Source organism: Polaribacter filamentus, from assembly GCF_002943715.1.
GTDB lineage: Bacteria > Bacteroidota > Bacteroidia > Flavobacteriales > Flavobacteriaceae > Polaribacter > Polaribacter filamentus.
In genome coordinates this window covers 1,646,052-1,669,700 of sequence record NZ_MQUA01000013.1, presented here as the reverse complement: position 1 = coordinate 1,669,700, position 23,649 = coordinate 1,646,052, and the positions used below count along the sequence as shown (strand labels likewise).

The following is a 23,649-nucleotide window of genomic DNA, read 5'->3' as shown; positions in this document are numbered from 1 at the left end:
TATGTCATATAATTTATTAAAAGGTAAAAGAGGAATTATTTTTGGAGCGTTAAACGAGCATTCAATCGCTTGGAAAGTAGCAGAAAGAGCGTATGAAGAAGGCGCAACTTTTGTGTTAACAAACGCACCGATTGCTCTAAGAATGGGAGAATTAAATGATTTAGCAGCAAAAACAGGTTCTCAAATTATTGGAGCAGATGCAACTTCTATAGATGATTTAAACAACTTGGTTGAAAAATCTATGGAAATTTTAGGCGGAAAAATAGACTTTGTTTTACATTCTATTGGGATGTCTGTAAATGTTAGAAAAGGAAAACATTATACAGATTCTAACTATGATTTTACAACAAAAGGTTGGGATATTTCGGCAGTTTCTTTTCATAAAGTAATGAATGTTTTATACAACAAAAAGGCCATGAGTGAGTGGGGTTCTATCGTTGCATTAACGTATATGGCAGCGCAAAGAGTGTTTCCAGATTACAATGACATGGCTGATAATAAAGCTTATTTAGAAAGTATTGCGCGTAGTTTTGGCTATTTCTTCGGTAGAGATTACAAAGTTAGGGTGAACACAATTTCTCAATCTCCAACGGCAACTACTGCAGGAAGTGGCGTAAAAGGTTTTGACGGATTTATAGAATACGCAGAAAAAATGAGTCCGTTAGGAAATGCAACAGCTTTAGAATGTGCAGATTATACAATTACTTTATTTTCAGATTTAACGAAGAAAGTAACTTTACAAAACTTATTTCACGACGGAGGATTCTCGAATATGGGAGTTAGTGATCCAGTAATGGATAAATTTTTGGGCGAAGAATAAAACAGTTTGAATAAAATTTTTTAGAAGCTATTTCCTGCTTTCGCTACTCGCTTCCCGCTAAAAAGCGAGAGAGCTCAAACAAGTCACTTAATCAGGGCTAGGCTTATGTAAGAGCTTTTAGAAAATTTAAAACGAATAATTTTTTTAATAACTTTTAAAAATGTAAATCAATTTTGGTTTGCATTTTTTGTTACTTTTCATTTTTATATATTTACAAGCTAATTTAATTTTATACATGGGGTTTTTTAAGAAAATTGATAAAGTATTTGCAGCATCGGAAACTTTTAATCTGATGGAGCGAACTGAGGTAGACATTGAAATTGAAGAGAATATCAAAAAAGTGGGTATCAATAAATTTGCAGAATCTGAATATGGTGATTTATATTTGAGAGTTAACGAATTAGGAGGGTTTTTAATTTTAGAAACCATAATGGTTAGTGCTACCAATTTGAAAAGTAAAAAAGGAACGATCCTTACTTTTACTAGTGGAAGTGAGGTTTTAAAATTAGAATCTGATGAAAATAAAATTGAATCTGATTTCTCGAATGCCGTAAAAAAGTCAATTACTAAAATAGATTATAACATTTCTATTGAAGAAGCAGATAATTTTAAAGAAGAAAAATATGATGAAGTTCGTTTTGAAATCAATGGAAATGAAATTTTATTTTCTGTTCTAACATCCTAAATATTGAAACTATCCTTCTCAATCATAATTCCAGTTTACAATCGTCCAAATGAAATTGACGAGTTGTTAGAAAGTCTTACAAAACAAGATTTTACTCATGATTTTGAAGTTATAATGATTGAAGATGGCTCAACTCAAAAAAGCGATACTATTGTTGATACCTATAAGAAGCAACTCAATTTAAAATACTTTTTTAAAGAAAATAGTGGAGCAGGAGCAAGCCGTAATTTTGGAATGCAAAATTCTTCAGGAAATTATTTTATTATTTTAGATTCGGATGTTCTTGTTCCATCTCAATATCTATTCGAAGTTAAAAAGGCATTAGAACACAATTTTACAGATGCTTTTGGCGGTCCAGATGCTGCACATAAAAGCTTTACAGCACTTCAAAAAGCAATTAATTATGCGATGACTTCTGTGTTAACAACTGGCGGAATTCGTGGTAAAAAGCAAGCTGTTGGTAAATTTCAACCAAGAAGTTTTAATTTTGGATTGTCGCAAACAGCTTTTACTAAAACAGATGGTTTTTCAGATTTAAAAATAGGAGAAGATATCGATTTAACTTTTCGTTTATGGCAAAACGGATTTGAAACGCAGCTCATAGAAAAAGCGTTTGTGTATCATAAGCGAAGAAGTAGCTTGCAACAATTTTTTAAACAGACTTTTGCGTTTGGAGCGGGAAGGCCAAAATTGAATAAACGATATCCAGGAAGTGCAAAACCAACCTATTGGTTTCCAAGTTTATTTATTATCGGAATTGCATTGAGCATTGTTATAGCAGTTTTCGGCCTTCACCAATTTTTGTATTTCTATGGATGCTATTTCTTGCTAATTTTCTTAGATTCTTTATATCAGAATAAAAACATATGCGTTTCTTTTTTAAGTATGTTCACTTCTTTTACCCAATTTTTAGGATATGGTTTAGGATTTTTACAATCTTGGGTTTTTAATAAAAAGTAACAATTATAAGTCAATGGCACATCGAGTGATTCTGATTTTTGACCAGAATTATATCGAGATGTTTATGTATAGGTTTTTGTGACCATCCTTTCCAAAAAGACATTACTCGAACAAACGACATTCTTTTAAATTTCATTCAATGTTTTTAGTTTTAAATCATCCAAAGAAGTAGCACTTGTTTTAAAATAAATTGTTCTGGTCTCATTTGGTAATAAATCAAAAAAGTTATCAGAAAAATGCCCTTTTTCATTTGTAAATAAAAACACATCTTTTTGTAAAACAGCACTTTTTAAAGTAATTGAAAACCCGTTTTTTAGTCTAATTATTTCTTTAGCGATTTCACCTTTTGCTAGGATTAGTTCTTTTGGTTTTACAAAGTAGAAATACGATTTTTGATTGTTAAATTCTGTTACTAAAACAGCCGCTTTTTTATCCATATTTTTCATAGAAAAGCTGTAAAATTCTTTACTGCTATTTTCTAAAACCTCAATTTTCAAAGAATCAGATTTTATTTCTTTGCCATAAAAATCAATTACTTTTATTTTTAAATTTCCTTTAATAGTATCAAAAGTGTCATTTATAATAAAAGTTTTTACATTATTTTTTTCTCTAATCGAAGAAATTAAAATGTTTTCAAAAGACTTTTTTGCTTTGTATTGCAATGCTTTCCAATTTCCAAAATAGTCAATGCTAGACCAAGAAATTGCTGGCCAACAATCGTTTAATTGCCAATATAAAGTACCCATGTTTTTAGGTTTGGCTCTTCTGTGCGCTTCAATTCCCATTATAATTCCTTTGGCTTGTAACAACTGACTTACATAGGCGTAATCTTCATCATTTATTGGTTTTTTATAGTCACGTATCATATATTCATCAATTAATCTAAAACCTTTAACATGTTTTTGATGCGCTTTTATAGCATCAGTATTTAAGTTAATAGTATCATTTTGATTGATATATTTTAAAGTTTCAAAACTAGGAAAAGATTGAAACCCAAACTCGCTCATAAATCTAGGAACTCTCTTTTCTAAATATTCAAAATGATATTCATCATGCCAAACCCACCAATCATGGGCGTCACCTTCAAATTCATATAAAGGATTTCCTCTTCCGTATTTTGGTGAAGTTTCCCAATAATCTGTTTCGCTAAATTTGGCAACTATTTTCGGTAAAATGGTATCAAAGACAACTAAATAATCATCCCAAATTTCTTTTTTCTCTTGATTTGTTCTATTTTCTTGCCATCCCCAGCGATCCCAAGCTTCAGAGTTTTCGTTATTTCCACACCATAAAGCAATTGAAGCATGGTTTCTTAATCTTTTTACTTGCTGCTCAGCTTCTTCTTTTATATTTTCTAAAAAGGCTTTATCTCCAGGATACATTGCGCAAGCAAACATAAAATCTTGCCAAACTAAAATCCCTTTTTCATCACAGATGTCATAAAAAACATCATTTTCATAAATTCCTCCACCCCAAACACGTAACATATTCATGTTAGAGTCTGCAACATCAGATAATAATTTTTCATAATGTTCATTGGTAACTTTATTCTGAAAACTGTTTTGCGGAATGTAATTTGAACCTTTTGCATACAAAGCTTTTCCGTTTAACTCAAAATAAAATGATTGACCAATACTATCTTTTTTGCTGATTAATTTTATAGTTCTTATCCCTTTTTTTATAATTTTCTCATCCTTTATTTGACCATCAGAAATAAGTTGAAAATTGAAATTATACAAATATGGATTTCCTAAATTATGCGTCCACCACAACTTCGGATTTTTAATTTCTAAAGGAATTTTATACGTATGAATTCCTTTGCTGAGCTCAATTTCTCGGATGGTTTCTTTTTCATTAATAATTATTTTAATTTCTGATTGAACTGTTTCATCAGGTTCTAAATCTAAATCGCATTCAATAATTATTTCGGCAACAAGGTTTACTTTTTTAGAAGTCAGTTTTTCTTGACGAATAAAAATATCATCAATTTTAAAATCATTCCAAGCTTTAATAGAAACGTCTTTCCAAATGCCGGATGTATTTAGTTTTGGTCCCCAATCCCAACCATATTGAAACTGAGCTTTTCTTGTGAAAATTCTTCTTCCTTCTGTTAATTTATATGGATTTTTTCTTTCAGCAACTTCTTCTTTTTCATCGGTTTTTGTAAAATAAATATAGAGTTCATTCTCTTCTTTTATAAGCTTCTTTATATCAAAAGCGAAGGTTTTAAAAGCATTATTACTTTGACCGATTAAAGAATCATTCAAGAAAATGGTGGCATATGTATCTAAACCTTCAAAGTTTAAATGGATGTTTTCTTTTTTTAAAATGCTATCATTTAAAGAAAAAGTAGTTTTATATTCCCAATTTTTAGTAGCAATCCATTGTGCTTTTTCTTCATTGGTTTGAATAAATGGATCTTCAATAATTTTATGATCTAATAAGTCAGTCATTACATTTCCAGGAACAGAAGCAGATTTCCAATCTAACGTGTCAGTTCCTTTAAATTGCCAGTTTTCAGAAACAGAAATATGTATAGGCATGTCTTTTTTTGATTTACAGTTCCAGATTAAAATCAAACTTAATAGCATTAAAGTTTTACGCATTTTTTATCACTTTTAAAATTCCTTTGATTTTTGAAATATCAGAAATTGTTTGAACATTCGCACCAAAGAAAGTACTTTTTTCTATTTGTATTATTTTTGATGCTGAAGTATGAATTTCTTTAAAACCTGCTTCTTTAAAATGGAATGCGTTTTTAGAATTAATACCACTTCCTGCTAAAATTATCAGTTTATTTTCAGCAATTTTCTGCAATCTTTTAAGGAGTTCAATTCCGTCTTTGGCTTTTTCTTCTAAACCGGAAGTTAAAATTCTATCCACACCAATTTCAATTAAAATTTCTAAAGATTTTTCAGGATTTAAAACACAATCAAAAGCTCTATGAAAGGTGAAAGATAAAGGATTTGAAAGAGTAATTAACTCTTTTGTTCTTTGAATATCAATTGAATTATCAGCATTTAATACACCAGAAACAATACCATTAAAGCCAAATTTTTTACATAGTTTAATGTTTTTTTTCATGATTTCAAATTCATCATCAGAATAACAAAAATCACCACTTCTTGGTCTAATCAATACGTTTACAGGAATTTTAATTTCTTGAGATATTTTTTTTAATAATCCATAACTAGGTGTAATTCCACCAACTGAAAGTTCAGAACAGATTTCTATTCTGTCTGCACCAGCTTTTTGTGCATTAATTGCAGATTGATAAGAGTTTGCGCAAATTTCTAATTTCATTATTCTATAATTATTTCATCAATAAAAGTCCAAGCTTTATGTCCTGCGCCTTGTTTTCCTTCTGGGATAATTCCGTAATTTGGAATGGTTAATTTTATAGAATTTATTTTTTCTTTCTTTGGATTTAATTTAGTGAAAATAAAACTGAAATTTACTAATATTGAATCATTCTTGGTTAATTTATTTTTAAAAAAAGCTATTTTACCGTTCTCTAAATCTAATTGTATATTAATTTCTTTTGGCGCATAAATCCATTGCCCATTTCCATTGTAAAACCTTGTTGACATCTTATTTATTTCTGTAGGGGTATCAAACGCTATTATTATTTCAACATCATCACCAGAAAAACCTAACCATTCTTTATCTCCATAACGTCTGTTATTGCCAGAAACTCCGTTTATTAAAGCTTGTTTACCACCAGAATTATAAGCTTCATTTGGCAAAATATTTAATGAAATTTGTTTACCAACTGCTTTGTGTAAGTTTATCCTTTGTTCAAAAATAGTTCCTAATTGTTTTCCATCAGTATTAAAAACTACAGCTTTAATGGTTGTTGATGTGTCAATTTTAATTGGTTCGTCATATTCTTGATATAATAAATTAACGGGCTCTTTTCCGTCTAAAGTATACACTATTTTCTTATTTGTTATAGTTTCTAATCTATAACTCAATTTTCCATTATCATTTAATAACTCACCATTTACTTCATACAAATGATTGGCATAATTAACATTCATAGCATCTAATCTTTTGTTGAAAACCTCTAATCTATTTATAAAATCATCATAATTTTTATGTACAGATGAACTCCAAACAGCTTCACTCAATGCAATTGCTCTTGGGAAAACCATATATTCTACTTTTTTTGGAGTGGATAAATATTCTGTCCAAACATTTCCTTGTGCTCCCAAAACATATCTTGCTTCTTCTTTAGTGAGTTCTTTAGGAATTGGATTAAAGAGATACACTTTTTCTAAAGGTAAAAATCCACCAATTGCCAAAGGCTCATTTTCGTTTTCAGATTGGTAATGATCAAAATAACAATGAGATTGAGGTGTTAAAATTACGGGATGTTTTTGTTTTGCAGCTTCAACTGCGCCATTAGTTCCTCTCCAAGACATCACAGTTGCATTTGGCGCTAAACCACCTTCTAAAATTTCGTCCCAACCAATTATTTGTTTTCCTTTTGAATTGATATATTTTTCCATTCTTGTAATGAAATAATTTTGCAATTCATGCTCATCTTTTAAGCCTTCTTTTTTGATGAGTTTCTGACAGTTTTTACAATTTTTCCAATGAATTTTTGGAGCTTCATCTCCACCAATGTGAATATATTTTCCTGGAAAAAGTGGAACTACTTCATCAATTACATCTTCTAAAAATTTAAAAGTTTCTTCTTTTGTGCAATAAATATCTTCGAAAACACCCCATTTTGTAGCTACTTCAATTTGCTCTCCTGTGCAACCTAATTCTGGATACGCCGCAATTGCAGCTTGAGAATGTCCTGGCATTTCAATTTCTGGAATTATAGTTATTTGTCTTTCTGAAGCATATTTTACAATTTCTTTAATTTCTTCTTGTGTGTAAAAACCCCCATATTTTTTCCCGTCAAATTTTTGAGGTTGATCATTATAATGACCAATTAATGTTTCATTTCTAAAAGCTGCAATTTCTTGTAGTTTTGGATATTTTTTAATCTCAATTCGCCAACCTTGATCTTCTGTTAAATGCCAATGAAAAGTATTCATTTTTAACATCGACATTAAATTTATGTATTTCTTGATAAAATCCACAGAGAAAAAATGACGTGCAACATCTAAATGCATTCCTCTATAAACAAATTGTGGTTCGTCTTTAATTTCTAAACATTGAATTGCAATTTCTTTTGAATCTGTTTTAATTGGTAATAATTGTGTTAAACTTTGAACTGCATAGAAAGCTCCTTTTGGTGTTTTTGATGAAATGGAGATGTTTTTTTCTGTTATTTTGAGCTGATAACCTTCATCATTTTTAATGGAAGAATCATTAATAAATAAAATTTGGTTATTACTTTTCATTAGTGTCCGATAAAACTACAAATTTTAATTAAACCCATTTTTGAGCCCAGTAAACACGTTCTATATTTTTCTTTTTGAGTTAGCAAGGTGTCTATTTAAAAAGTTGCAGTTGTATATCTGGAGGTTTTGATGTGAGTTCCCACCATTGTTTGTTTGGGTTTTCGAGAAATTTAAACAGATCAATGTAGGTCATCAGATGAAATCTCATCACAGAAACCATATTTGAATATGCCCATTTTCGTTTGATTTTTCTTTGTATCACAAGCATGATGAGTTGAATGATTAATGCTGACCATATCTGAATCTCTATTGCATTTTGATTATCTCCAAGAAAATATTTAAGGGGAAAGTTCTGCTTGAGTCTTTTAAACATCGTTTCAATCTGCCATCTGTGTTTGTATATATCTGCTACTTGGTCTGGAGATATTTCTGCATTATTGGTGATAAACTCATATACCTTTTCTTTTGTAGCATCCCAATAAGCAACTCTTCTTATTTGAATAGATTTATCGTCTTTTTCTATCAATATAAGTTCATCTTTTAGTATTGCATCACTTGTTTTGTCTGCTAAATCAAATTCTTTAATGCTTTTATAGACAGCATTGTCTTTTTGGCGAGTTACAAAGTAAATATCATTTAAAGTCCACTCTAAATATTGGAGATAATCATTGTATGCTTTATCAAAAACGACAAAAGAATCTTTCTCTAAATTTAACTCTTTTAAAAAAGTGTGGTCGTGAGTAGCAGCACTGCTAAAACGTATCAGACAAGGTACATCTTCCAAAGCATTTATCATTGTGTGCATCTTTATACCTCCTTTTTTCTTACCTGTAATAGGATTACGACCAACTCCTTTTAAAATATCACTAAATAGGCTGATTGTGGTAGAATCTACAATTTTTAAATTCTTTACAGGAGATTTTAATGGACTGCTGTCCGATAAAAATGGAGCGTAGCGTTTGTATAATTTTGAATAAATTGCTCCAAAGACTTCACTGGTTCTTTTCTTGTTAGCATCTGACAATGTACTTCGCTTAGGGAAATGTTTTAGATTTAAATGGCTGATACGCCCTTCACAAGCTAATAAAACGGTCGACAACTCTCTAAGTGAGGAAACTCCACTCATTGTGGCATAAAGCATCGTGACTAAATGGTCGTAGGTTTTAAACTTTTTGTAGTAGCGGTCACTGTTATAGATTTTGGCTGTCCGAGTAATATCTGCTTGTGGTATATATTTTAAAATCTGTTTAATTATTGGTGTTCCGCTAAAGTGTGTACTTTTGTTCATATCTCAATTTTGTGGTAAAAATCAAGATATAAATAAAGCAGGAAATCCAACTATGGAAATCCTGCTTTTAAAATTATTTATCGGACACTAATGATTACTTTTATTTGAAGGTAATTTAAAATTATATGTTTCTGAAAAATATGATTTCAAGAAATTAGCTACATTTTGAAAATCACCATAAGAATCTATAGAGGTATTTTCATCCAAAATAAAAACTCCTTTTTCAATTTTTTGAAAAAGAGGTTTCGGAATAATGTTTGGCTCAATTGGTTTTGCAGGTTTATTGTTACATCCGAAGAAAATAATAATAAAAATAATGAATAAATAATGCTGAAATTTCATTTTCTGTTATATTTGAGACGAATTTAAGATTCTATTTTGATGAAACTCCAATTATTCTCTTTTTTTATTGTCGCATTCGCAATGATTTCTTGTGATGTAAATTCTGAAATTATTACTACAAAAAGTGATGAAAGTCTAATTTCTTATGTAAATCCGTTTATTGGAACTGGTGGACATGGTCATACATATCCTGGAGCAACAATGCCTTTTGGAATGATGCAACTCTCACCAGATACTCGTTTAGATGGTTGGGACGGCTGTTCTGGTTATCATTATTCTGATGATGAAATTTATGGATTTTCACACACACATTTAAGCGGAACAGGAGTTTCTGATTATGGAGATATTTTATTAATGCCAACAAATAAGCAAGTTTTTAATAATGGAGCTGATGGAAAAGAAGGTTATAAATCAAAGTTTTCTCATAACAAAGAAGTAGCAGAACCTGGTTTTTATAAAGTGCATTTAGAGGATACAAATATTGATGTGGAGTTAACCGTTTCTAAAAGAAGTGGAGTCCATAAATATAGTTTTCCTTCATCAGAGAATCAATTTGTAATTTTAGACTTGTTGCATCGGGATAAAGTTTTAGATGCAAAAATTAATAGAATTTCTGATACAGAACTATCTGGATTTCGTTTTTCTGAAGCTTGGGCAAAAGACCAACGTTTATTTTTTAGTATAACAACATCGCATCCATTTTCTGATGTTTTACAATCACCAGAAAAAGAAGGAATGCGAGGCGCACAAAAAATAGCATTGAAGTTTATCAACCCTAATAACGAAGCAATAATTATTAAAATAGGGATTTCTGCTGTTGATATTGAAGGCGCAAAAAAGAATTTAAAAGGAGAAATAGGGAATCAAACTTTTGAAGAAGTAAAAAAAACTGCTCAGGACTTTTGGGAAAAACAATTAGAAAAAATTGTGGTTGAAGATAAAAATAAAGATAATAAAATAAATTTTTATACTTCTATGTATCACGTTTCCATTGCCCCAAATTTGTATCAAGATGTAGATGGAAGATATAGAGGAATGGATAACGAGATTCACAAATCTGTTGGTTTTGATTATTATACAGTATTCTCATTATGGGACACTTACAGAGCTGCACATCCTTTATACACAATTATTGAACAAGAAAAAACGAATGATTTCATCCATACTTTTTTAGCTAAATATGATGAAGGTGGCAAACTACCAATTTGGGATTTAGCGGCAAATTATACAGGTTGTATGATTGGTTACCATGCAGTACCGGTAATTGCAGATGCTTATTTAAAAGGGATCAGAAATTATGATGTTGAGAAAGCTTTTATAGCGATGAAATATTCTGCAACTAGAGATAAATTAGGTTTAGATTCCTATAAAAACTTTGGATTTATTTCTGTTGAAAAGGAAAGTGAATCTGTTTCTAAAACTTTAGAATATGCTTATGATGATTGGTCAATTGCACAAATGGCAAAATCTTTAGGAAAAGAAAATGACTATAAAACCTATTCAGAAAGAGCGCAATATTATAAGAATGTTTTTGATCCATCAACTCAATTTATGCGAGGACGTTTTAGAAATACTTGGTTTTCTCCTTTTGATCCTTATGAAGTAAATTTCAATTATACAGAAGCTAATTCTTGGCAATACAGTTTTTATGTTCCGCAAGATATTTCTGGATTTATAAAATTACTAGGAGGAAAGCAACAATTAGAAAATCAATTGGATAAATTATTTACGGCAGAAGATAAAACTTCTGGTAGTCATCAAGTTGATATTACAGGTTTAATTGGGCAATATGCGCATGGTAATGAACCAAGTCATCACATGGCATATTTGTATAATTTTATAAATAAACCTTTTAAAACTCAAGAAAAAGTTCGTCAGATTTTAAGAGGATTGTACACAAATACTCCAGATGGAATTTCCGGAAACGAAGATTGTGGACAAATGAGTGCTTGGTATATTTTTTCTTCTTTAGGATTTTATCCTGTTACGCCCGGTTCAAATCAATATATTATTGGAAGTCCGCTTTTTGAAAAAGCAACTATTAGTTTAGAAAATGGAAAAGCATTTACTATTGAAGCAAAAAATAATTCATCAGAAAATAAATATATAAAATCTATAAAATTAAATGGTAATAATTACGAGTTTTCTTACATCAATCATTCTGATATTATAAATGGTGGAAGTCTCGTTTTCGAAATGACAAATAAACCATCAACTTGGGGAACAAAAGATGAATTTATTCCTTCAACAACAATTGATGAACATTTAATTGTTGCAGCACCTTTTATCGCCAAAGGAGAAATTGCTTTTAAAGGAAGTACAGAAATTACTTTAAAAAATGTAGATAGCGAGGCTGTTATTTATTATAGACTAGGTTATAAAGGCGGATTTAAAAAATTTGATAAACCTTTTGTATTAGATAAGCATATCAATCTTGCGGTTTATGCACAAAAGAATGAGGTGAAAAGTGCAGTAATTTTAACTGATTTTTATAAAATTGATCCAAATATCAAAATCGATTTAAAAACTGAATATGCTAACCAATATAATGCTGGAGGACAAAATGCTTTAATTGATGGAATTGTGGGTGCAGAAGATTTTAGAACCGGAACTTGGCAAGGATATTTTGATTCAGATTTAGTGGCAATTGTAGATTTAGGAAAAGTAAAACCTATTAAAAATGTAAAAGTATCTTTTTTAAAAGATCAAAAAAGTTGGATATTTTTACCAAAAGAGGTTGAGATTTACAAATCTAAAGATGGAGTTAATTATGAATTAGAAACAAATTGGAGCTTTAAAAACAGCGAAAATACTGATGAAGTAAAAATAGAAACAGTTCATGTATCAAAGTTAGGAGAAGTAAGATATATAAAAGTAATAGCAAAGAAATTAGGCAAACTTCCAACCTGGCATTTAGGAGCAAAAGATGATGGTAGAAGTTGGTTATTTGTAGATGAAATTCAAATAAATTAATAGAAATGAAAAGACGAAACTTCATAAAAAAAGCATCGGCAACAGGTTTAGGATTGGTTGCCATTTCATCATCATTTATAAGTTATGATGAAAAATTAGACAAAAAAGAAATTTTAGTTTCAAATTTGAATCCAGTTAAACCATTAGTTATTGCAACTTGGAATACTTCTTTGGCAGTTGAAACAGCTGCAAAAGTTCTACAAAATGGAGGTTCTGCTTTAGATGCTGTAGAGCAAGGTTGTAGAATTGAAGAAGCGAATGAAAAAAATCAAACTGTTGGTAAAGGAGGTTTGCCAGATAGAGATGGAGATGTAACATTAGACGCTTGTATTATGAATGATAAAGGCGATTATGGAGCAGTTTTAGGTGTAAAAAATATTACACATGTTATTTCTTTGGCAAGAAAAGTTATGGAAGAAACGCCTCATGTTATTTTAATTGGTGATGGAGCAGAAAAGTTTGCTTATGAAAAAGGATTTGAAAAAGAAGATTTATTAACTGAATCCTCTAGAAAAGCATGGGAAAAATGGAAAGAAACATCAGAATACAAACCAATTATCAATATAGAAAATCACGATACTATTGGTATGTTAGCTATTGATAAAAAAGGAAATATTTCTGGCGCTTGCACCACAAGCGGATTGGCTTATAAAATGGCTGGTAGAGTTGGAGATTCGCCAATTATTGGTGGTGGTTTGTTTGTTGATAATGAGATTGGTGGTGCATCTGCAACTGGTTTAGGAGAAGAGGTTTTAAAGACAGTTGGTAGTTTTTTAATTGTAGAATTAATGCGACAAGGAAAAAGTCCGCAAGAAGCGTGCGAAGAAGCAATTAGTAGAATTGTGAATAAACCAGGTAAGGATTTTAAGAATTTTCAAGTAGGTTATATTGCCTTAAATAAACAAGGAGAAACGGGTGCTTATTCTATTCATGAATGGTTTAGTTACAATATATTTAAAGACGGGGAAAACAAAAACATCAAATCAGATTATTTTACTAAAGCATAAAAATGGCAACAACAACAGCTAACAAGTCTTTCAAAAGTGCATTTATATTTTTAACAACCTTATTTTTCCTTTGGGGATTTATCACTGTTTTGGTAGATAGTTTAGTACCAAGATTAAAAGATGTTTTCGAAATGTCTTATGCAAAAACAGTTTTAGTTCAGTTTGCATTTTTTATGGCATTCTTTCTGTTTTCTGTACCATCAGGATATATTTTATCAAAAATAGGTTACAAAAAAGGAATCGTTTTAGGATTGTTAACAATGGCTTTAGGTTGTTTGTTATTTTATCCAGCTGCTGCTTATCGAGATTTTTCTGTTTTCTTAATAGGATATTTTACGCTTGCAGGCGGAATTACTGTTCTTCAAGTTGCTGCAAATCCTTATGTGGCTTTGTTGGGGAGTGAAGATGGCGCAAGCAGTCGTTTAAATTTATCACAAGCATTTAATTCTTTAGGAACCACAATTGCGCCTGTTATTGGTGCCTTATTTTTATTAAGTGATTCTGTAAAAACATCCAAAGAAATTTCTTTTCTAAGTGACATCGAAAAGACAAATTATTATATAAATGAAGCTTCAGCTGTGCAAACGCCGTTTTTATTAATTGCCTTTTCAATTGCAGTTTTGGCAATCGTTTTTGCTTTTATAAAATTACCACAAGTAATGCAAGAAAGTCCAAAAGGAGGTTATTTTACCTTGCTTAAAAATAAGTTAATGTTAATGGGAGCTATAGGAATCTTTGTATATGTGGGTGCAGAAGTTTCAATTGGTAGTTTCTTGGTTAACTATTTTTCAGACATGAATTTAGCAACCGTAGTTGCTCAAAATGAAACTATGATGCAAATTGCAAACACAATTGCAAATACCTTTAATAAAACATTTTCTGGTTCTGATCCTAAATCTTTATTAGGAATTTTTGTAATTTTTTATTGGGGAGGAGCAATGATTGGTCGTTTTATTGGTGCTTATTTAACAAAAATAATTTTTCCCGGAAAAGTGTTAGCAATATTTGCAAGTTTGGCAATTGCCATGATTTTAATATCTATTAATACAGATGGATTACTTTCTATGTGGTCTATTTTAGCCGTAGGGTTGTTTAACTCAATTATGTTTCCAACAATTTTTACGCTGAGTTTAGAAGGACTTGGTGATTTAAAAGCTCAAGCTTCTGGTTTATTATGTATGGCAATTGTTGGTGGTGCAATTATTCCGTTTGTTTTTGGAAGCTTAATTGATGATTTTGGTTTTAAAACAGCTTTTGTTTTAACAATTATTTGCTATGGATATATTTTGTTTTATGGGAGATATAAAGCAAAAAAAGTTTAAACTATAATATAATCAAGAGTAAAAAATCTATCAGAAAAAAAAACTGGTTGGTAAGTTTTTAAAGATGTCTTAACGTTATAATTCTGCACCAGTTATATGGAGTACTTTTATGAAAGTTAAAAAAATACTATAAGTTCAGATTTATTTTCAATGTAAGTGTATGAAACATCTTTAAACTTTAAAGATTTTAATTATGATATAAAATTTATAAAATGGTCTTCAATTGAGTTTTTAAACTCAAACGAAGTTCCTAAAGATTATAAAACCTATATTTTAAAAGGTGGTTTATATACTGTTTTTATTCACAAAGGTCAAGCAGGTGGGTTCTCAAAAACATTTGAGTTTATTTTTAGTGATTGGATACCTAACTCTAATTATGAACGTGATAATAGAGAGCATTTTGACCTTATAGGTATAAAATAGAGTAATTTTAGAAAAGACTCCGAAGAAGAATTTTGGATTCCGATTAAAAAGGATTCCGATTAAATATAAAAAAAACCGAAACAATTAAGTTTCGGTTTTTTTATTTTCATTTGTGCGAACTGCTTATTTTTTCTTCTGCTGAGCTTGTTGTTCTTGCGCTTGTTTCATAGCTGAATCAATTCTTTGACGGAACTTACTCTTCGCTTTTTCTGGACGCTTTTTGTTCTCTTCAATTTGCGCATGAATTTTATCTTCATCAATTACATAATGTTTAATTACTAACATAATTGCAATCGTTAATAAGTTAGAAACAAAGTAATATAAACTTAAAGAACTTGCATAATTGTTAAAGAAAAACAGCATCATAATAGGAGAGAGGTAAATCATATACTTCATCATTTTACCCATATCTGGCATTCCTTCTTGTGTTGGCGCTTGCATATTTGCTTGCTGACTTTGGTTCATTTTCATGTAAAAGAAAATTGCAACAGAAGCCAAAATTGGAAATAAACTTACGTGATTTCCATAAAAAGGAATCGTGAAAGGTAGCGTAAAAATAGTATCGTAAGAAGATAAATCTGGAGCCCATAAAAAGCTTTCTTGTCGCAATGCTAAATTTGTAGGAAAGAACTTAAATAACGCAAAGAAAACAGGCATTTGTAACAAGGCGGGTATACAACCAGACATCATGCTTACTCCGGCTTTTCGCTGAATGGCCATGGTTTCTTGCTGACGCTTCATTGCATTTTCTTTTCCGGGAAATTTCTCATTTAATGCTGTTAATTCGGGTCTAATTACCTTCATCTTTGCACTAGATAAATACGATTTATAGACCAAAGGAGACATAATTAATCGAACAACAATTGTCATCAGAATAATAATTAATCCAAAGTTTGATAAATATCCTTGTAAGAAGTTAAATACAGGATAAAATACAGTTCTGTTTAAGAAACCAAAAATTCCCCAACCTAAATCTGCAGTTTCCTCTAAATCTGTTCCTTCATATTTTTTTAATAAATTATAATCACTTGGTCCGTAAAACCATTTCATATTATAATTTAATTCGCCTGCTGTTAAAACTAAAGGTGTTTTTAATTCGAATTTTTTAGTAAAAACAGTATCAATTTGTTCATCTTTTACTAGGTCAGTAGCACTAATGGTCGCACTGTTAAAAGGAGTATCCGTTAATAAATTACTCGTGAAAAAATGTTGTTTATAAGCAACCCAAGCTAAATCATTTACATTGTCTTCTTTGTCAGCCTTGAAGTAATCAACATCATTTTCTGACTTGTAGTAGTATTCTGTATACATCGTATTTTCTGTACGAATACTTTTTTCATGTCTAAAACCCTTTAAAGACCAATCTAAATTAATAGGATTCGCGGAATTAATAACATTGCTTAATCCTTGAGAACGGATAGAAAAATCAACCATATATTTCTTTGGTTTCATTTCATATCTATATTCTAAAAATTGAGATTCAGAAACTTTTAGTTTCATAGACAAAACTGAATTGTCTCCATTTTTAGTTAAAACAGGTTCAAAAAATAATTCTTTTGTATTTAAAATCCTGTTATCTGTGGTTCCAAAATTAATATTAAAAGACGAGTTGTTGTCTTTTATCATATATAAAGGAAGAGAATCATGCGTTTTATAATTCTTAATTAGGGCCTCAATAATTTGTCCACCTCTATTATCAATGGTTAATTTTACTAAATTATTTTGAATTACAGAAGTTCCTTCAGCACCATTCATCGCACTTAAAGCGAAAGCACCTAATTTATTTTGATATTCGATTTGCTGTAAAGAATCATTTTCTAAAACAGGCGTTTTAGTACTTGTCTTCTGAGTTTCAATTTTACCAGAATCTATAATTTGTTCTGTAGTAATTTCTTCTGGGTCAATTTCTGGCTTATTTGTATTAAAATACCAAAGCATAATTCCTGCAAGAAGAATCATTCCTATAAAAGAATTATAATCGAATTTTTTTGTTCCATGTGTAAATTTAAAATGTCATTTTGTCTATTTTTTTTTTCATTCTTGACGAAAAACCGACAAATGTAGCTAAACTGTATTGTTTTTAGTTGTTTTTACTACTGTTATTGTTGATAAACTTAATAGTTCAAATAGTATTCCCTTTTTAAAACTTCAATTATTGAACTTTAAATTTTAGATTGTTTTAAAGCAGCTTTGATAAAAGCCACAAATAATGGATGTGGTTTTAACACCGTACTTTTATATTCTGGATGGTATTGCACACCTAAAAACCAAGGATGACTTGGTATTTCTACAACTTCTACCAAACCAGTTTTTGGGTTTGTTCCTGTGGCTTTCATACCTTTCAATTCAATTTGATCTAAATACTCATTATTAAACTCATATCTGTGCCTGTGACGTTCGCTAATATTTTCAGTTTGATAAGCGTTATATGCTTTTGAATCTTTTAGAAGTCTACAATCCCAAGCACCTAAACGCATGGTTCCACCTTTTTCGGTTACATTTTCTTGACTTTCCATTAAGTTGATAACCGGATTTTCACAATCGCTCTTCATTTCTGTAGAGAAAGCATCCACTAAACCTAATACGTTTTTAGCAAATTCAATAACAGCCATTTGCATTCCTAAACAAATTCCGAAGAAAGGAATATTATTTTCTCTAGCATATTGTACTGCTTTAATTTTACCATCGATCCCTCGATCGCCAAAACCTGGGGCAACTAAAACTCCGTTTACGCCTTTTAATAATTCTTCAAAATTTTCGGGAGTTAAACTTTCAGAGTGTATCCATCTAACATTTACTTTTGTTTCATGGGATGAACCTGCATGAATAAAAGCTTCTGTAATAGATTTGTAAGAATCTTGCAACTCAATATATTTACCAATTAAAGCAATTTCTACTTCATATTTTGGGTTTTTATGTTTTCTTAAGAATTCATTCCAAACTGTTAACTTAGGTTCTTGTTTAGAGGCTAAGTTAAATTTCTTTAAAACAACGGTGTCTAAACCTTCATCCAACATTAAATTAGGAACGTCATAAATTGTTTCTGCATCAATAGATTGAATTACATCTTCTTGTTTTACATTACAAAACAAGGCTAATTTTCTTTTAATATCTTCAGAAATCTGATGTTCTGTTCTACACACTAATATATCTGGACTTACACCACTTTGCATTAACATTTTAACAGAATGTTGTGTAGGCTTTGTTTTTAGCTCACCAGCAGCAGCTAAATATGGTATTAAGGTTAAATGAATTACAATAGCATTTTCATGCCCTTTTTCCCATAGTAATTGTCTTACAGATTCTACATAAGGCAACGATTCTATATCACCAACGGTTCCTCCAATTTCTGTAATTACAATATCATAATCGCCAGTTTCACCTAAAATTTGAATTCTGTGCTTAATTTCATCGGTAATATGCGGAATAACTTGCACCGTTTTTCCTAAAAATTCTCCTTTTCGTTCCTTATTAATTACAGATTGATAAATTCTTCCTGTAGTAACATTGTTCGCTTGACTTGTTGGAATGTTTAAAAAACGCTCATAATGACCTAAGTCTAAATCGGTTTCTGCACCATCATCAGTAACATAGCATTCCCCATGCTCATAGGGGTTTAAAGTACCTGGATCGATATTAATATAAGGATCTAATTTCTGAATAGTTACAGAAAAACCTCTTTCTTGTAAGAGTTTAGCCAAAGAAGCTGCAATAATTCCTTTTCCTAAGGATGATGTTACGCCTCCTGTTACAAAAACATATTTAGTGTTGTGCATGGTTATTTTAGGTTTGCGCAAAAGTACTAACTATCGTTTTTATCACAAATAAAAAAGATGAAAACATTTAAAAAATTATTTATTTGTTTGTTATCTTTGAATAAAAAATGAAAAAGTATATTGTTTTAATGTGTTTATTTGCTTTTTGTGTCTCTAATTCTCAAAATTCAGAGGTTAACATAGAAAAATCTTTTGTTACTTTTCAGTTAGGAACGGTAGGAGTTTGGATAAATAATGAAATAAGACTGTCTGATGAAATTGCTTTAAGAACGGAAATTGGTTTATACACTGAAATTGTTAAAGGTATTGGTTTTTTTATGGCACCAGAAATTACCTTAGAACCAAGATGGTATTATAATATTAAAAAAAGAGATTCTAAAAAATTAAATATTAAAAATAATTCAGCAAATTTTTTCACTCTAAAAACAAATTTTAGATCTAGTATTTTCGAAATTTCTAATTATGATAATAAAAGAGCAGAAAATAGTTTTGCTATTATTCCAAAATGGGGAATAAGAAGAAATTTAGGAACAAATTTTAATTACGAACTAGGTTTAGGTATTGGTTATTTATCATTTATAAATCAAAAATACTTCACTGTAAGTGATTCAGATGGAATAATAATTGACCTTCATGTAAGAATTGGTTATAATTTTTAGTTTTGAAAAAAATTTATATACTATTTATTTGTTTGTTTCTGAGTTCTTGCTCTATACTTTTTCCGGAAGGAATTACTTTTAATCCTGCTAACTATAACTACAATTATCTAACTTTTAATAAAAGATTAGATTATAATAATGAAAGTTATTTGCTGTTTCCAACAAGTTTTGGTGATTCAGATTTTAATAATAATGCTAACTTAAATTATGTAGTAGATTTCTTTAAAGAAAAATTAGGTAATAAAATTTCTTTAAAGAAAGATTATAAGGATGATAATGGAAAACTAATTATACCTTTTATTTCAGGTTATAATATTACCGATGAAGAAATTTTATTTTTAAAAGAAAATACGGACTTAAAATATTTAATTTTGTCTAAAATTTTATATCTTAAAAATTTAAAAGATGTTTCTTTTCCTGGAAATAGCAAAGGAAGGTTAAATGATTCTAAATCTGGTGCAATGTCTTTTATTAAAATAGTAGACATTAAAAGTAATACTGTTTTATTAGAAATGAATTGTGTTGGTGAAGTTTCAGTTTCCGAAAATAGAGATTTGGCTACAGGGGAAGGTAAATTACAACCAAAAGCTATCTATAAAGATTCTTATTCTTTAGGGGAAAAAACGATGAAAAAACTGTTGAAAAAGATAAAGTAAAAATATTTTAATTTTTTTCAAATACTGTTTGTCAAAAATAAAAACAATTGTATATTTGCAAACGCTTTTAACGACGTGAAAAGTTAAGCGATAAAATTAATAAAGAAGATATTTAAAAATACAGATAATGCCAAAAAGAACGTACCAACCATCAAAAAGAAAGAGAAGAAACAAACATGGTTTCATGGAAAGAATGGCTTCTGCTAATGGTAGAAAAGTATTAGCTCGTAGAAGAGCAAAAGGAAGAAAGAAAATTTCTGTTTCTTCGGAAACTAGACATAAAAAATAAATGATTAACAAATGTTAATATATTAGGTGTTGCTTTTTTAAAGTAACACCTTTTTTTATACCTAATACCTAATTATTTTCACAAACTAATAAAAAACAACTATTTATCATGCCAAAAAGAAAAGACCTCAATTCTGTATTAATTATCGGATCTGGACCAATTGTTATTGGGCAAGCATGTGAATTTGATTATGCTGGCTCTCAATCTTTACGCTCTTTAGGAGAAGACGGAATAGAAACCATCTTAATTAATTCGAATCCTGCTACAATTATGACTGATCCTTCAATGGCAGATCATATTTATTTGTTGCCTTTAACAACGAAATCAATCATTCAAATTCTAAAAGAACATCCTCAAATTGATGCAGTTTTACCCACAATGGGTGGTCAAACAGCTCTAAATTTATGTATCGAAGCAGATACAAAAGGAATTTGGAAAGATTTTAATGTTAAATTAATAGGTGTTGATATCGACGCAATTAATATTACGGAAGATAGAGAACAATTTAGAGAATTAATGTTAAAAATTGGTGTGCCAATGGCGCCTCAAGCAACCGCGACATCCTTCTTAAAAGGAAAAGAAATAGCACAAGAATTCGGGTTCCCATTAGTAATTAGATCCTCTTATACCTTAGGTGGTGCAGGAGCTTCAATTGTATATAAACCGAGCGATTTTGACGAATTATTAAGCAGAGGTTTAGAAGCATCACCAATTCATGAGGTGATGATTGATAAAGCAATGATGGGCTGGAAGGAGTATGAATTAGAGTTGCTGAGAGACAATAATGACAACGTAGTTATCATTTGTTCTATCGAAAACATGGATCCAATGGGTATTCATACGGGAGATTCTATCACCGTTGCGCCAGCAATGACATTATCTGATAAAACCTACCAGAAAATGCGTGATATGGCAATCCATATGATGCGTTCTATTGGTGATTTTGAAGGTGGTTGTAACGTTCAATTTGCGGTTTCACCGGATGAAAAAGAAGATATTATAGCTATCGAAATTAATCCACGTGTTTCGCGTTCATCCGCTTTAGCGAGTAAAGCAACAGGGTATCCTATTGCAAAAATTGCAACAAAATTAGCAATTGGTTATACTTTAGATGAATTACAGAATCAAATTACTAAATCTACTTCGGCTTTATTTGAGCCAACGTTAGATTATGTGATTGTGAAAATTCCGCGTTGGAATTTCGATAAATTTGAAGGATCAGACAGAACTTTAGGATTGCAAATGAAATCGGTTGGTGAAGTAATGGGAATTGGACGTTCTTTTCAAGAAGCACTTCACAAAGCAACACAATCTTTAGAGATAAAGAGAAACGGTTTAGGCGCAGATGGCAAAGGGTATACAGATTACAATCAAATTATAGAAAAATTAACCAATGCAAGTTGGGATCGTGTTTTTGCTATTTATGATGCTATTGCAATCGGAATTCCGTTGAGCAAGATTCATGATATCACAAAAATTGACATGTGGTATTTAAAACAATATGAAGAGTTATTTCAACTTCAAAAAGAAATTTCTACCTATAAAATTGGCACTATTACTAGAGATTTATTGCTAGAAGCAAAACAAAAAGGATATGGTGATAGACAAATAGCGCACATGTTGGGTTGTTTAGAAAGTCAGGTGTATAATAAAAGAGACGAGCTAAGAGTTCAAAGAGTTTATAAGTTAGTAGATACTTGTGCTGCCGAATTTAAAGCGCAAACACCTTATTATTATTCAACGTTCGAAAATGAAATTGAAACAGCAAACGGAGAAATTATTATAGCAAACGAAAGTATTGTAACGCCTAAAAAGAAAATTATCGTTTTAGGTTCTGGACCAAACAGAATAGGACAAGGAATTGAGTTTGATTACTGCTGTGTTCATGGAGTTTTAGCCGCGAAAGAATGTGGTTACGAAACGATTATGATTAACTGCAATCCTGAAACGGTTTCTACGGATTTTGATACAGCTGATAAATTATATTTCGAACCTGTTTTTTGGGAACATATTTATGACATCATACGTCATGAAAAACCAGAAGGCGTTATTGTACAATTAGGCGGACAAACTGCTTTGAAACTAGCGGAGAAGTTAACAAAATACGGAATTAAAATCATAGGAACTTCTTTTGAAGCGCTAGATTTAGCGGAAGATAGAGGAAGTTTTTCTACCTTATTAAAGAATAATAATATTCCTTATCCGGAATTCGGAATTGCAGAAACGGCTGATGAAGCGTTGGTTTTAGCAGATGAATTAGATTTCCCAATTTTAGTAAGACCTTCTTATGTTTTAGGAGGACAAGGAATGAAAATTGTCATCAACAAAGAAGAATTGGTAGAGCATGTGGTTGATTTATTAGGGAGAATGCCTGGTAATAAATTATTGTTAGATCATTATTTAGATGGTGCAATAGAAGCAGAAGCAGATGCAATTTGTGATGCGGATGGTAATGTGTACATTATCGGAATTATGGAGCATATAGAACCTTGCGGAATTCATTCTGGGGATTCGAATGCAATGTTACCCGTATTTAATTTAGGTGATTTGGTAATGCAACAAATTAAAGATCATACACATACAATTGCAAGAGAATTAAAAACTGTTGGTTTGATAAATGTTCAATTTGCAATTAAAGACGAACTTGTATACATTATTGAAGCAAATCCTAGAGCCTCTAGAACGGTTCCTTTTATCGCAAAAGCATACAAAGAACCGTATGTAAATTATGCAACGAAAGTAATGTTGGGTCATAATAAAGTAGCCGACTTTACTTTTAATCCGCAATTAACAGGGTATGCAATTAAACAACCAGTTTTTTCTTTTAACAAGTTTCATAATGTAAATAAGAAATTAGGACCAGAAATGAAATCTACTGGAGAAAGTATTTTGTTTATTGATAGTTTAAAAGATGATGAATTTTACAACTTATATGCAAGGCGTAAAATGTATTTGAATAAGTAACAATAAAAATTTTAACATATTAAAAACATCCAATTCTCAATTTTGAATTGGATGTTTTTTTGTTTTAGGGATGATCATTTTTTAAGACGCTATTATTTTGTTTCATAATTTTAACAAAACTTTAA

18 protein-coding genes are annotated in these 23,649 nt (G+C 30.4%); 11 read left to right on the top strand and 7 right to left on the bottom strand.

What is annotated here, in order from left to right; translation table 11 throughout:
- Window position 1: 1 nt before the first annotated feature.
- The 3 genes from BST83_RS09940 (at window position 2) to BST83_RS09930 (ending at window position 2,465) form a co-directional block, all read left to right on the top strand.
- Window positions 2-820, top strand: a complete 819-nt coding sequence (locus BST83_RS09940; protein ID WP_104809653.1) for an enoyl-ACP reductase FabI — start codon at window positions 2-4, stop codon at window positions 818-820.
- 235 nt (window positions 821-1,055) lie between these two features.
- Window positions 1,056-1,505 (top strand): hypothetical protein, encoded by a 450-nt coding sequence (locus BST83_RS09935; RefSeq protein WP_104809652.1) that lies wholly within the window; start codon window positions 1,056-1,058, stop codon window positions 1,503-1,505.
- 3 nt (window positions 1,506-1,508) lie between these two features.
- Window positions 1,509-2,465: a glycosyltransferase family 2 protein gene (locus BST83_RS09930; protein ID WP_104809651.1), complete on the top strand. Its 957-nt coding sequence runs from the start codon at window positions 1,509-1,511 to the stop codon at window positions 2,463-2,465.
- A 125-nt stretch (window positions 2,466-2,590) separates the two neighbouring features.
- Here BST83_RS09930 and BST83_RS09925 read toward each other — a convergent pair whose 3' ends face one another.
- The 5 genes from BST83_RS09925 to BST83_RS09905 form a co-directional block, all read right to left on the bottom strand.
- On the bottom strand, window positions 2,591-5,071 hold the full coding sequence (locus BST83_RS09925; RefSeq protein WP_104809650.1) for a beta-mannosidase: 2,481 nt from the start codon (window positions 5,069-5,071) through the stop codon (window positions 2,591-2,593).
- Complete coding sequence (locus BST83_RS09920; RefSeq protein ID WP_104809649.1) at window positions 5,064-5,768, bottom strand: copper homeostasis protein CutC; 705 nt, start codon at window positions 5,766-5,768, stop codon at window positions 5,064-5,066. The genes BST83_RS09925 and BST83_RS09920 overlap by 8 nt, the downstream gene beginning before the upstream one ends.
- Window positions 5,768-7,825, bottom strand: coding sequence for a beta-N-acetylhexosaminidase (locus BST83_RS09915; RefSeq protein ID WP_104809648.1), 2,058 nt, complete (start codon window positions 7,823-7,825; stop codon window positions 5,768-5,770). Before BST83_RS09915 ends, BST83_RS09920 begins: the two co-directional genes overlap by 1 nt.
- Before the next feature lie 91 nt (window positions 7,826-7,916).
- Window positions 7,917-9,113 carry an IS4 family transposase gene (locus BST83_RS09910; protein ID WP_104808119.1) on the bottom strand — a complete coding sequence of 399 codons (1,197 nt, stop codon included), beginning with the start codon at window positions 9,111-9,113 and terminating at the stop codon, window positions 7,917-7,919.
- Window positions 9,114-9,200: 87 nt separating this feature from the next.
- On the bottom strand, window positions 9,201-9,455 hold the full coding sequence (locus BST83_RS09905; protein ID WP_104809647.1) for a hypothetical protein: 255 nt from the start codon (window positions 9,453-9,455) through the stop codon (window positions 9,201-9,203).
- Window positions 9,456-9,494: 39 nt separating this feature from the next.
- Between BST83_RS09905 and BST83_RS09900 the strand changes: the two genes are divergently transcribed.
- From BST83_RS09900 to BST83_RS09885, 4 genes are all read left to right on the top strand, one after another.
- Entirely contained in the window at window positions 9,495-12,428 is a 2,934-nt protein-coding gene (locus BST83_RS09900; protein ID WP_104809646.1) for a GH92 family glycosyl hydrolase, read from the top strand.
- A 5-nt stretch (window positions 12,429-12,433) separates the two neighbouring features.
- Window positions 12,434-13,435 carry an isoaspartyl peptidase/L-asparaginase family protein gene (locus tag BST83_RS09895; RefSeq protein ID WP_104809645.1) on the top strand — a complete coding sequence of 334 codons (1,002 nt, stop codon included), beginning with the start codon at window positions 12,434-12,436 and terminating at the stop codon, window positions 13,433-13,435.
- 2 nt (window positions 13,436-13,437) lie between these two features.
- Complete coding sequence (locus BST83_RS09890) at window positions 13,438-14,757, top strand: sugar MFS transporter (RefSeq protein ID WP_104809644.1); 1,320 nt, start codon at window positions 13,438-13,440, stop codon at window positions 14,755-14,757.
- Window positions 14,758-14,913: 156 nt separating this feature from the next.
- Window positions 14,914-15,180, top strand: a complete 267-nt coding sequence (locus BST83_RS09885; RefSeq protein WP_104809643.1) for a GyrI-like domain-containing protein — start codon at window positions 14,914-14,916, stop codon at window positions 15,178-15,180.
- Between the two features lie 123 nt (window positions 15,181-15,303).
- Here BST83_RS09885 and yidC read toward each other — a convergent pair whose 3' ends face one another.
- Both yidC and pyrG read right to left on the bottom strand, forming a co-directional pair.
- Window positions 15,304-17,139: a membrane protein insertase YidC gene (gene yidC / locus BST83_RS09880; RefSeq protein ID WP_104809642.1), complete on the bottom strand. Its 1,836-nt coding sequence runs from the start codon at window positions 17,137-17,139 to the stop codon at window positions 15,304-15,306.
- Between the two features lie 203 nt (window positions 17,140-17,342).
- Window positions 17,343-18,956 (bottom strand): CTP synthase, encoded by a 1,614-nt coding sequence (pyrG, locus tag BST83_RS09875; RefSeq protein ID WP_104809641.1) that lies wholly within the window; start codon window positions 18,954-18,956, stop codon window positions 17,343-17,345.
- Window positions 18,957-19,063: 107 nt separating this feature from the next.
- On the opposite strand from pyrG, the gene BST83_RS09870 reads away from it, so the two are divergent.
- The 4 genes from BST83_RS09870 to carB all read left to right on the top strand — a co-directional run bounded on the left by BST83_RS09870 (window position 19,064) and on the right by carB (window position 23,524).
- Window positions 19,064-19,615: an alpha-crystallin domain-containing protein gene (locus BST83_RS09870; protein WP_104809640.1), complete on the top strand. Its 552-nt coding sequence runs from the start codon at window positions 19,064-19,066 to the stop codon at window positions 19,613-19,615.
- Window positions 19,616-19,617: 2 nt separating this feature from the next.
- Window positions 19,618-20,271, top strand: a complete 654-nt coding sequence (locus BST83_RS09865) for a hypothetical protein (protein ID WP_146092144.1) — start codon at window positions 19,618-19,620, stop codon at window positions 20,269-20,271.
- 127 nt (window positions 20,272-20,398) lie between these two features.
- Window positions 20,399-20,560 carry a 50S ribosomal protein L34 gene (gene rpmH, locus BST83_RS09860; RefSeq protein WP_026775082.1) on the top strand — a complete coding sequence of 54 codons (162 nt, stop codon included), beginning with the start codon at window positions 20,399-20,401 and terminating at the stop codon, window positions 20,558-20,560.
- A 108-nt stretch (window positions 20,561-20,668) separates the two neighbouring features.
- Complete coding sequence (gene carB, locus BST83_RS09855) at window positions 20,669-23,524, top strand: carbamoyl-phosphate synthase large subunit (RefSeq protein WP_104809638.1); 2,856 nt, start codon at window positions 20,669-20,671, stop codon at window positions 23,522-23,524.
- The last annotated feature ends 125 nt before the right edge of the window (window positions 23,525-23,649 follow it).

Bases quoted from the DNA above. Each gene is read 5' to 3' on its own strand.
- BST83_RS09910 (WP_104808119.1), bottom strand. From the start codon at position 9,113: ATGAACAAAAGTACACACTTTAGCGGAACACCAATAATTAAACAGATT.
- pyrG (WP_104809641.1), bottom strand. From the start codon at position 18,956: ATGCACAACACTAAATATGTTTTTGTAACAGGAGGCGTAACATCATCC.
- BST83_RS09925 (WP_104809650.1), bottom strand. From the start codon at position 5,071: ATGCGTAAAACTTTAATGCTATTAAGTTTGATTTTAATCTGGAACTGT.
- BST83_RS09915 (WP_104809648.1), bottom strand. From the start codon at position 7,825: ATGAAAAGTAATAACCAAATTTTATTTATTAATGATTCTTCCATTAAA.
- BST83_RS09920 (WP_104809649.1), bottom strand. From the start codon at position 5,768: ATGAAATTAGAAATTTGCGCAAACTCTTATCAATCTGCAATTAATGCA.
- BST83_RS09900 (WP_104809646.1), top strand. From the start codon at position 9,495: ATGAAACTCCAATTATTCTCTTTTTTTATTGTCGCATTCGCAATGATT.
- BST83_RS09935 (WP_104809652.1), top strand. From the start codon at position 1,056: ATGGGGTTTTTTAAGAAAATTGATAAAGTATTTGCAGCATCGGAAACT.
- BST83_RS09895 (WP_104809645.1), top strand. From the start codon at position 12,434: ATGAAAAGACGAAACTTCATAAAAAAAGCATCGGCAACAGGTTTAGGA.
- yidC (WP_104809642.1), bottom strand. From the start codon at position 17,139: ATGATTCTTCTTGCAGGAATTATGCTTTGGTATTTTAATACAAATAAG.
- BST83_RS09890 (WP_104809644.1), top strand. From the start codon at position 13,438: ATGGCAACAACAACAGCTAACAAGTCTTTCAAAAGTGCATTTATATTT.
- carB (WP_104809638.1), top strand. From the start codon at position 20,669: ATGCCAAAAAGAAAAGACCTCAATTCTGTATTAATTATCGGATCTGGA.
- BST83_RS09905 (WP_104809647.1), bottom strand. From the start codon at position 9,455: ATGAAATTTCAGCATTATTTATTCATTATTTTTATTATTATTTTCTTC.
- BST83_RS09940 (WP_104809653.1), top strand. From the start codon at position 2: ATGTCATATAATTTATTAAAAGGTAAAAGAGGAATTATTTTTGGAGCG.
- rpmH (WP_026775082.1), top strand. From the start codon at position 20,399: ATGCCAAAAAGAACGTACCAACCATCAAAAAGAAAGAGAAGAAACAAA.
- BST83_RS09870 (WP_104809640.1), top strand. From the start codon at position 19,064: ATGAAAAAGTATATTGTTTTAATGTGTTTATTTGCTTTTTGTGTCTCT.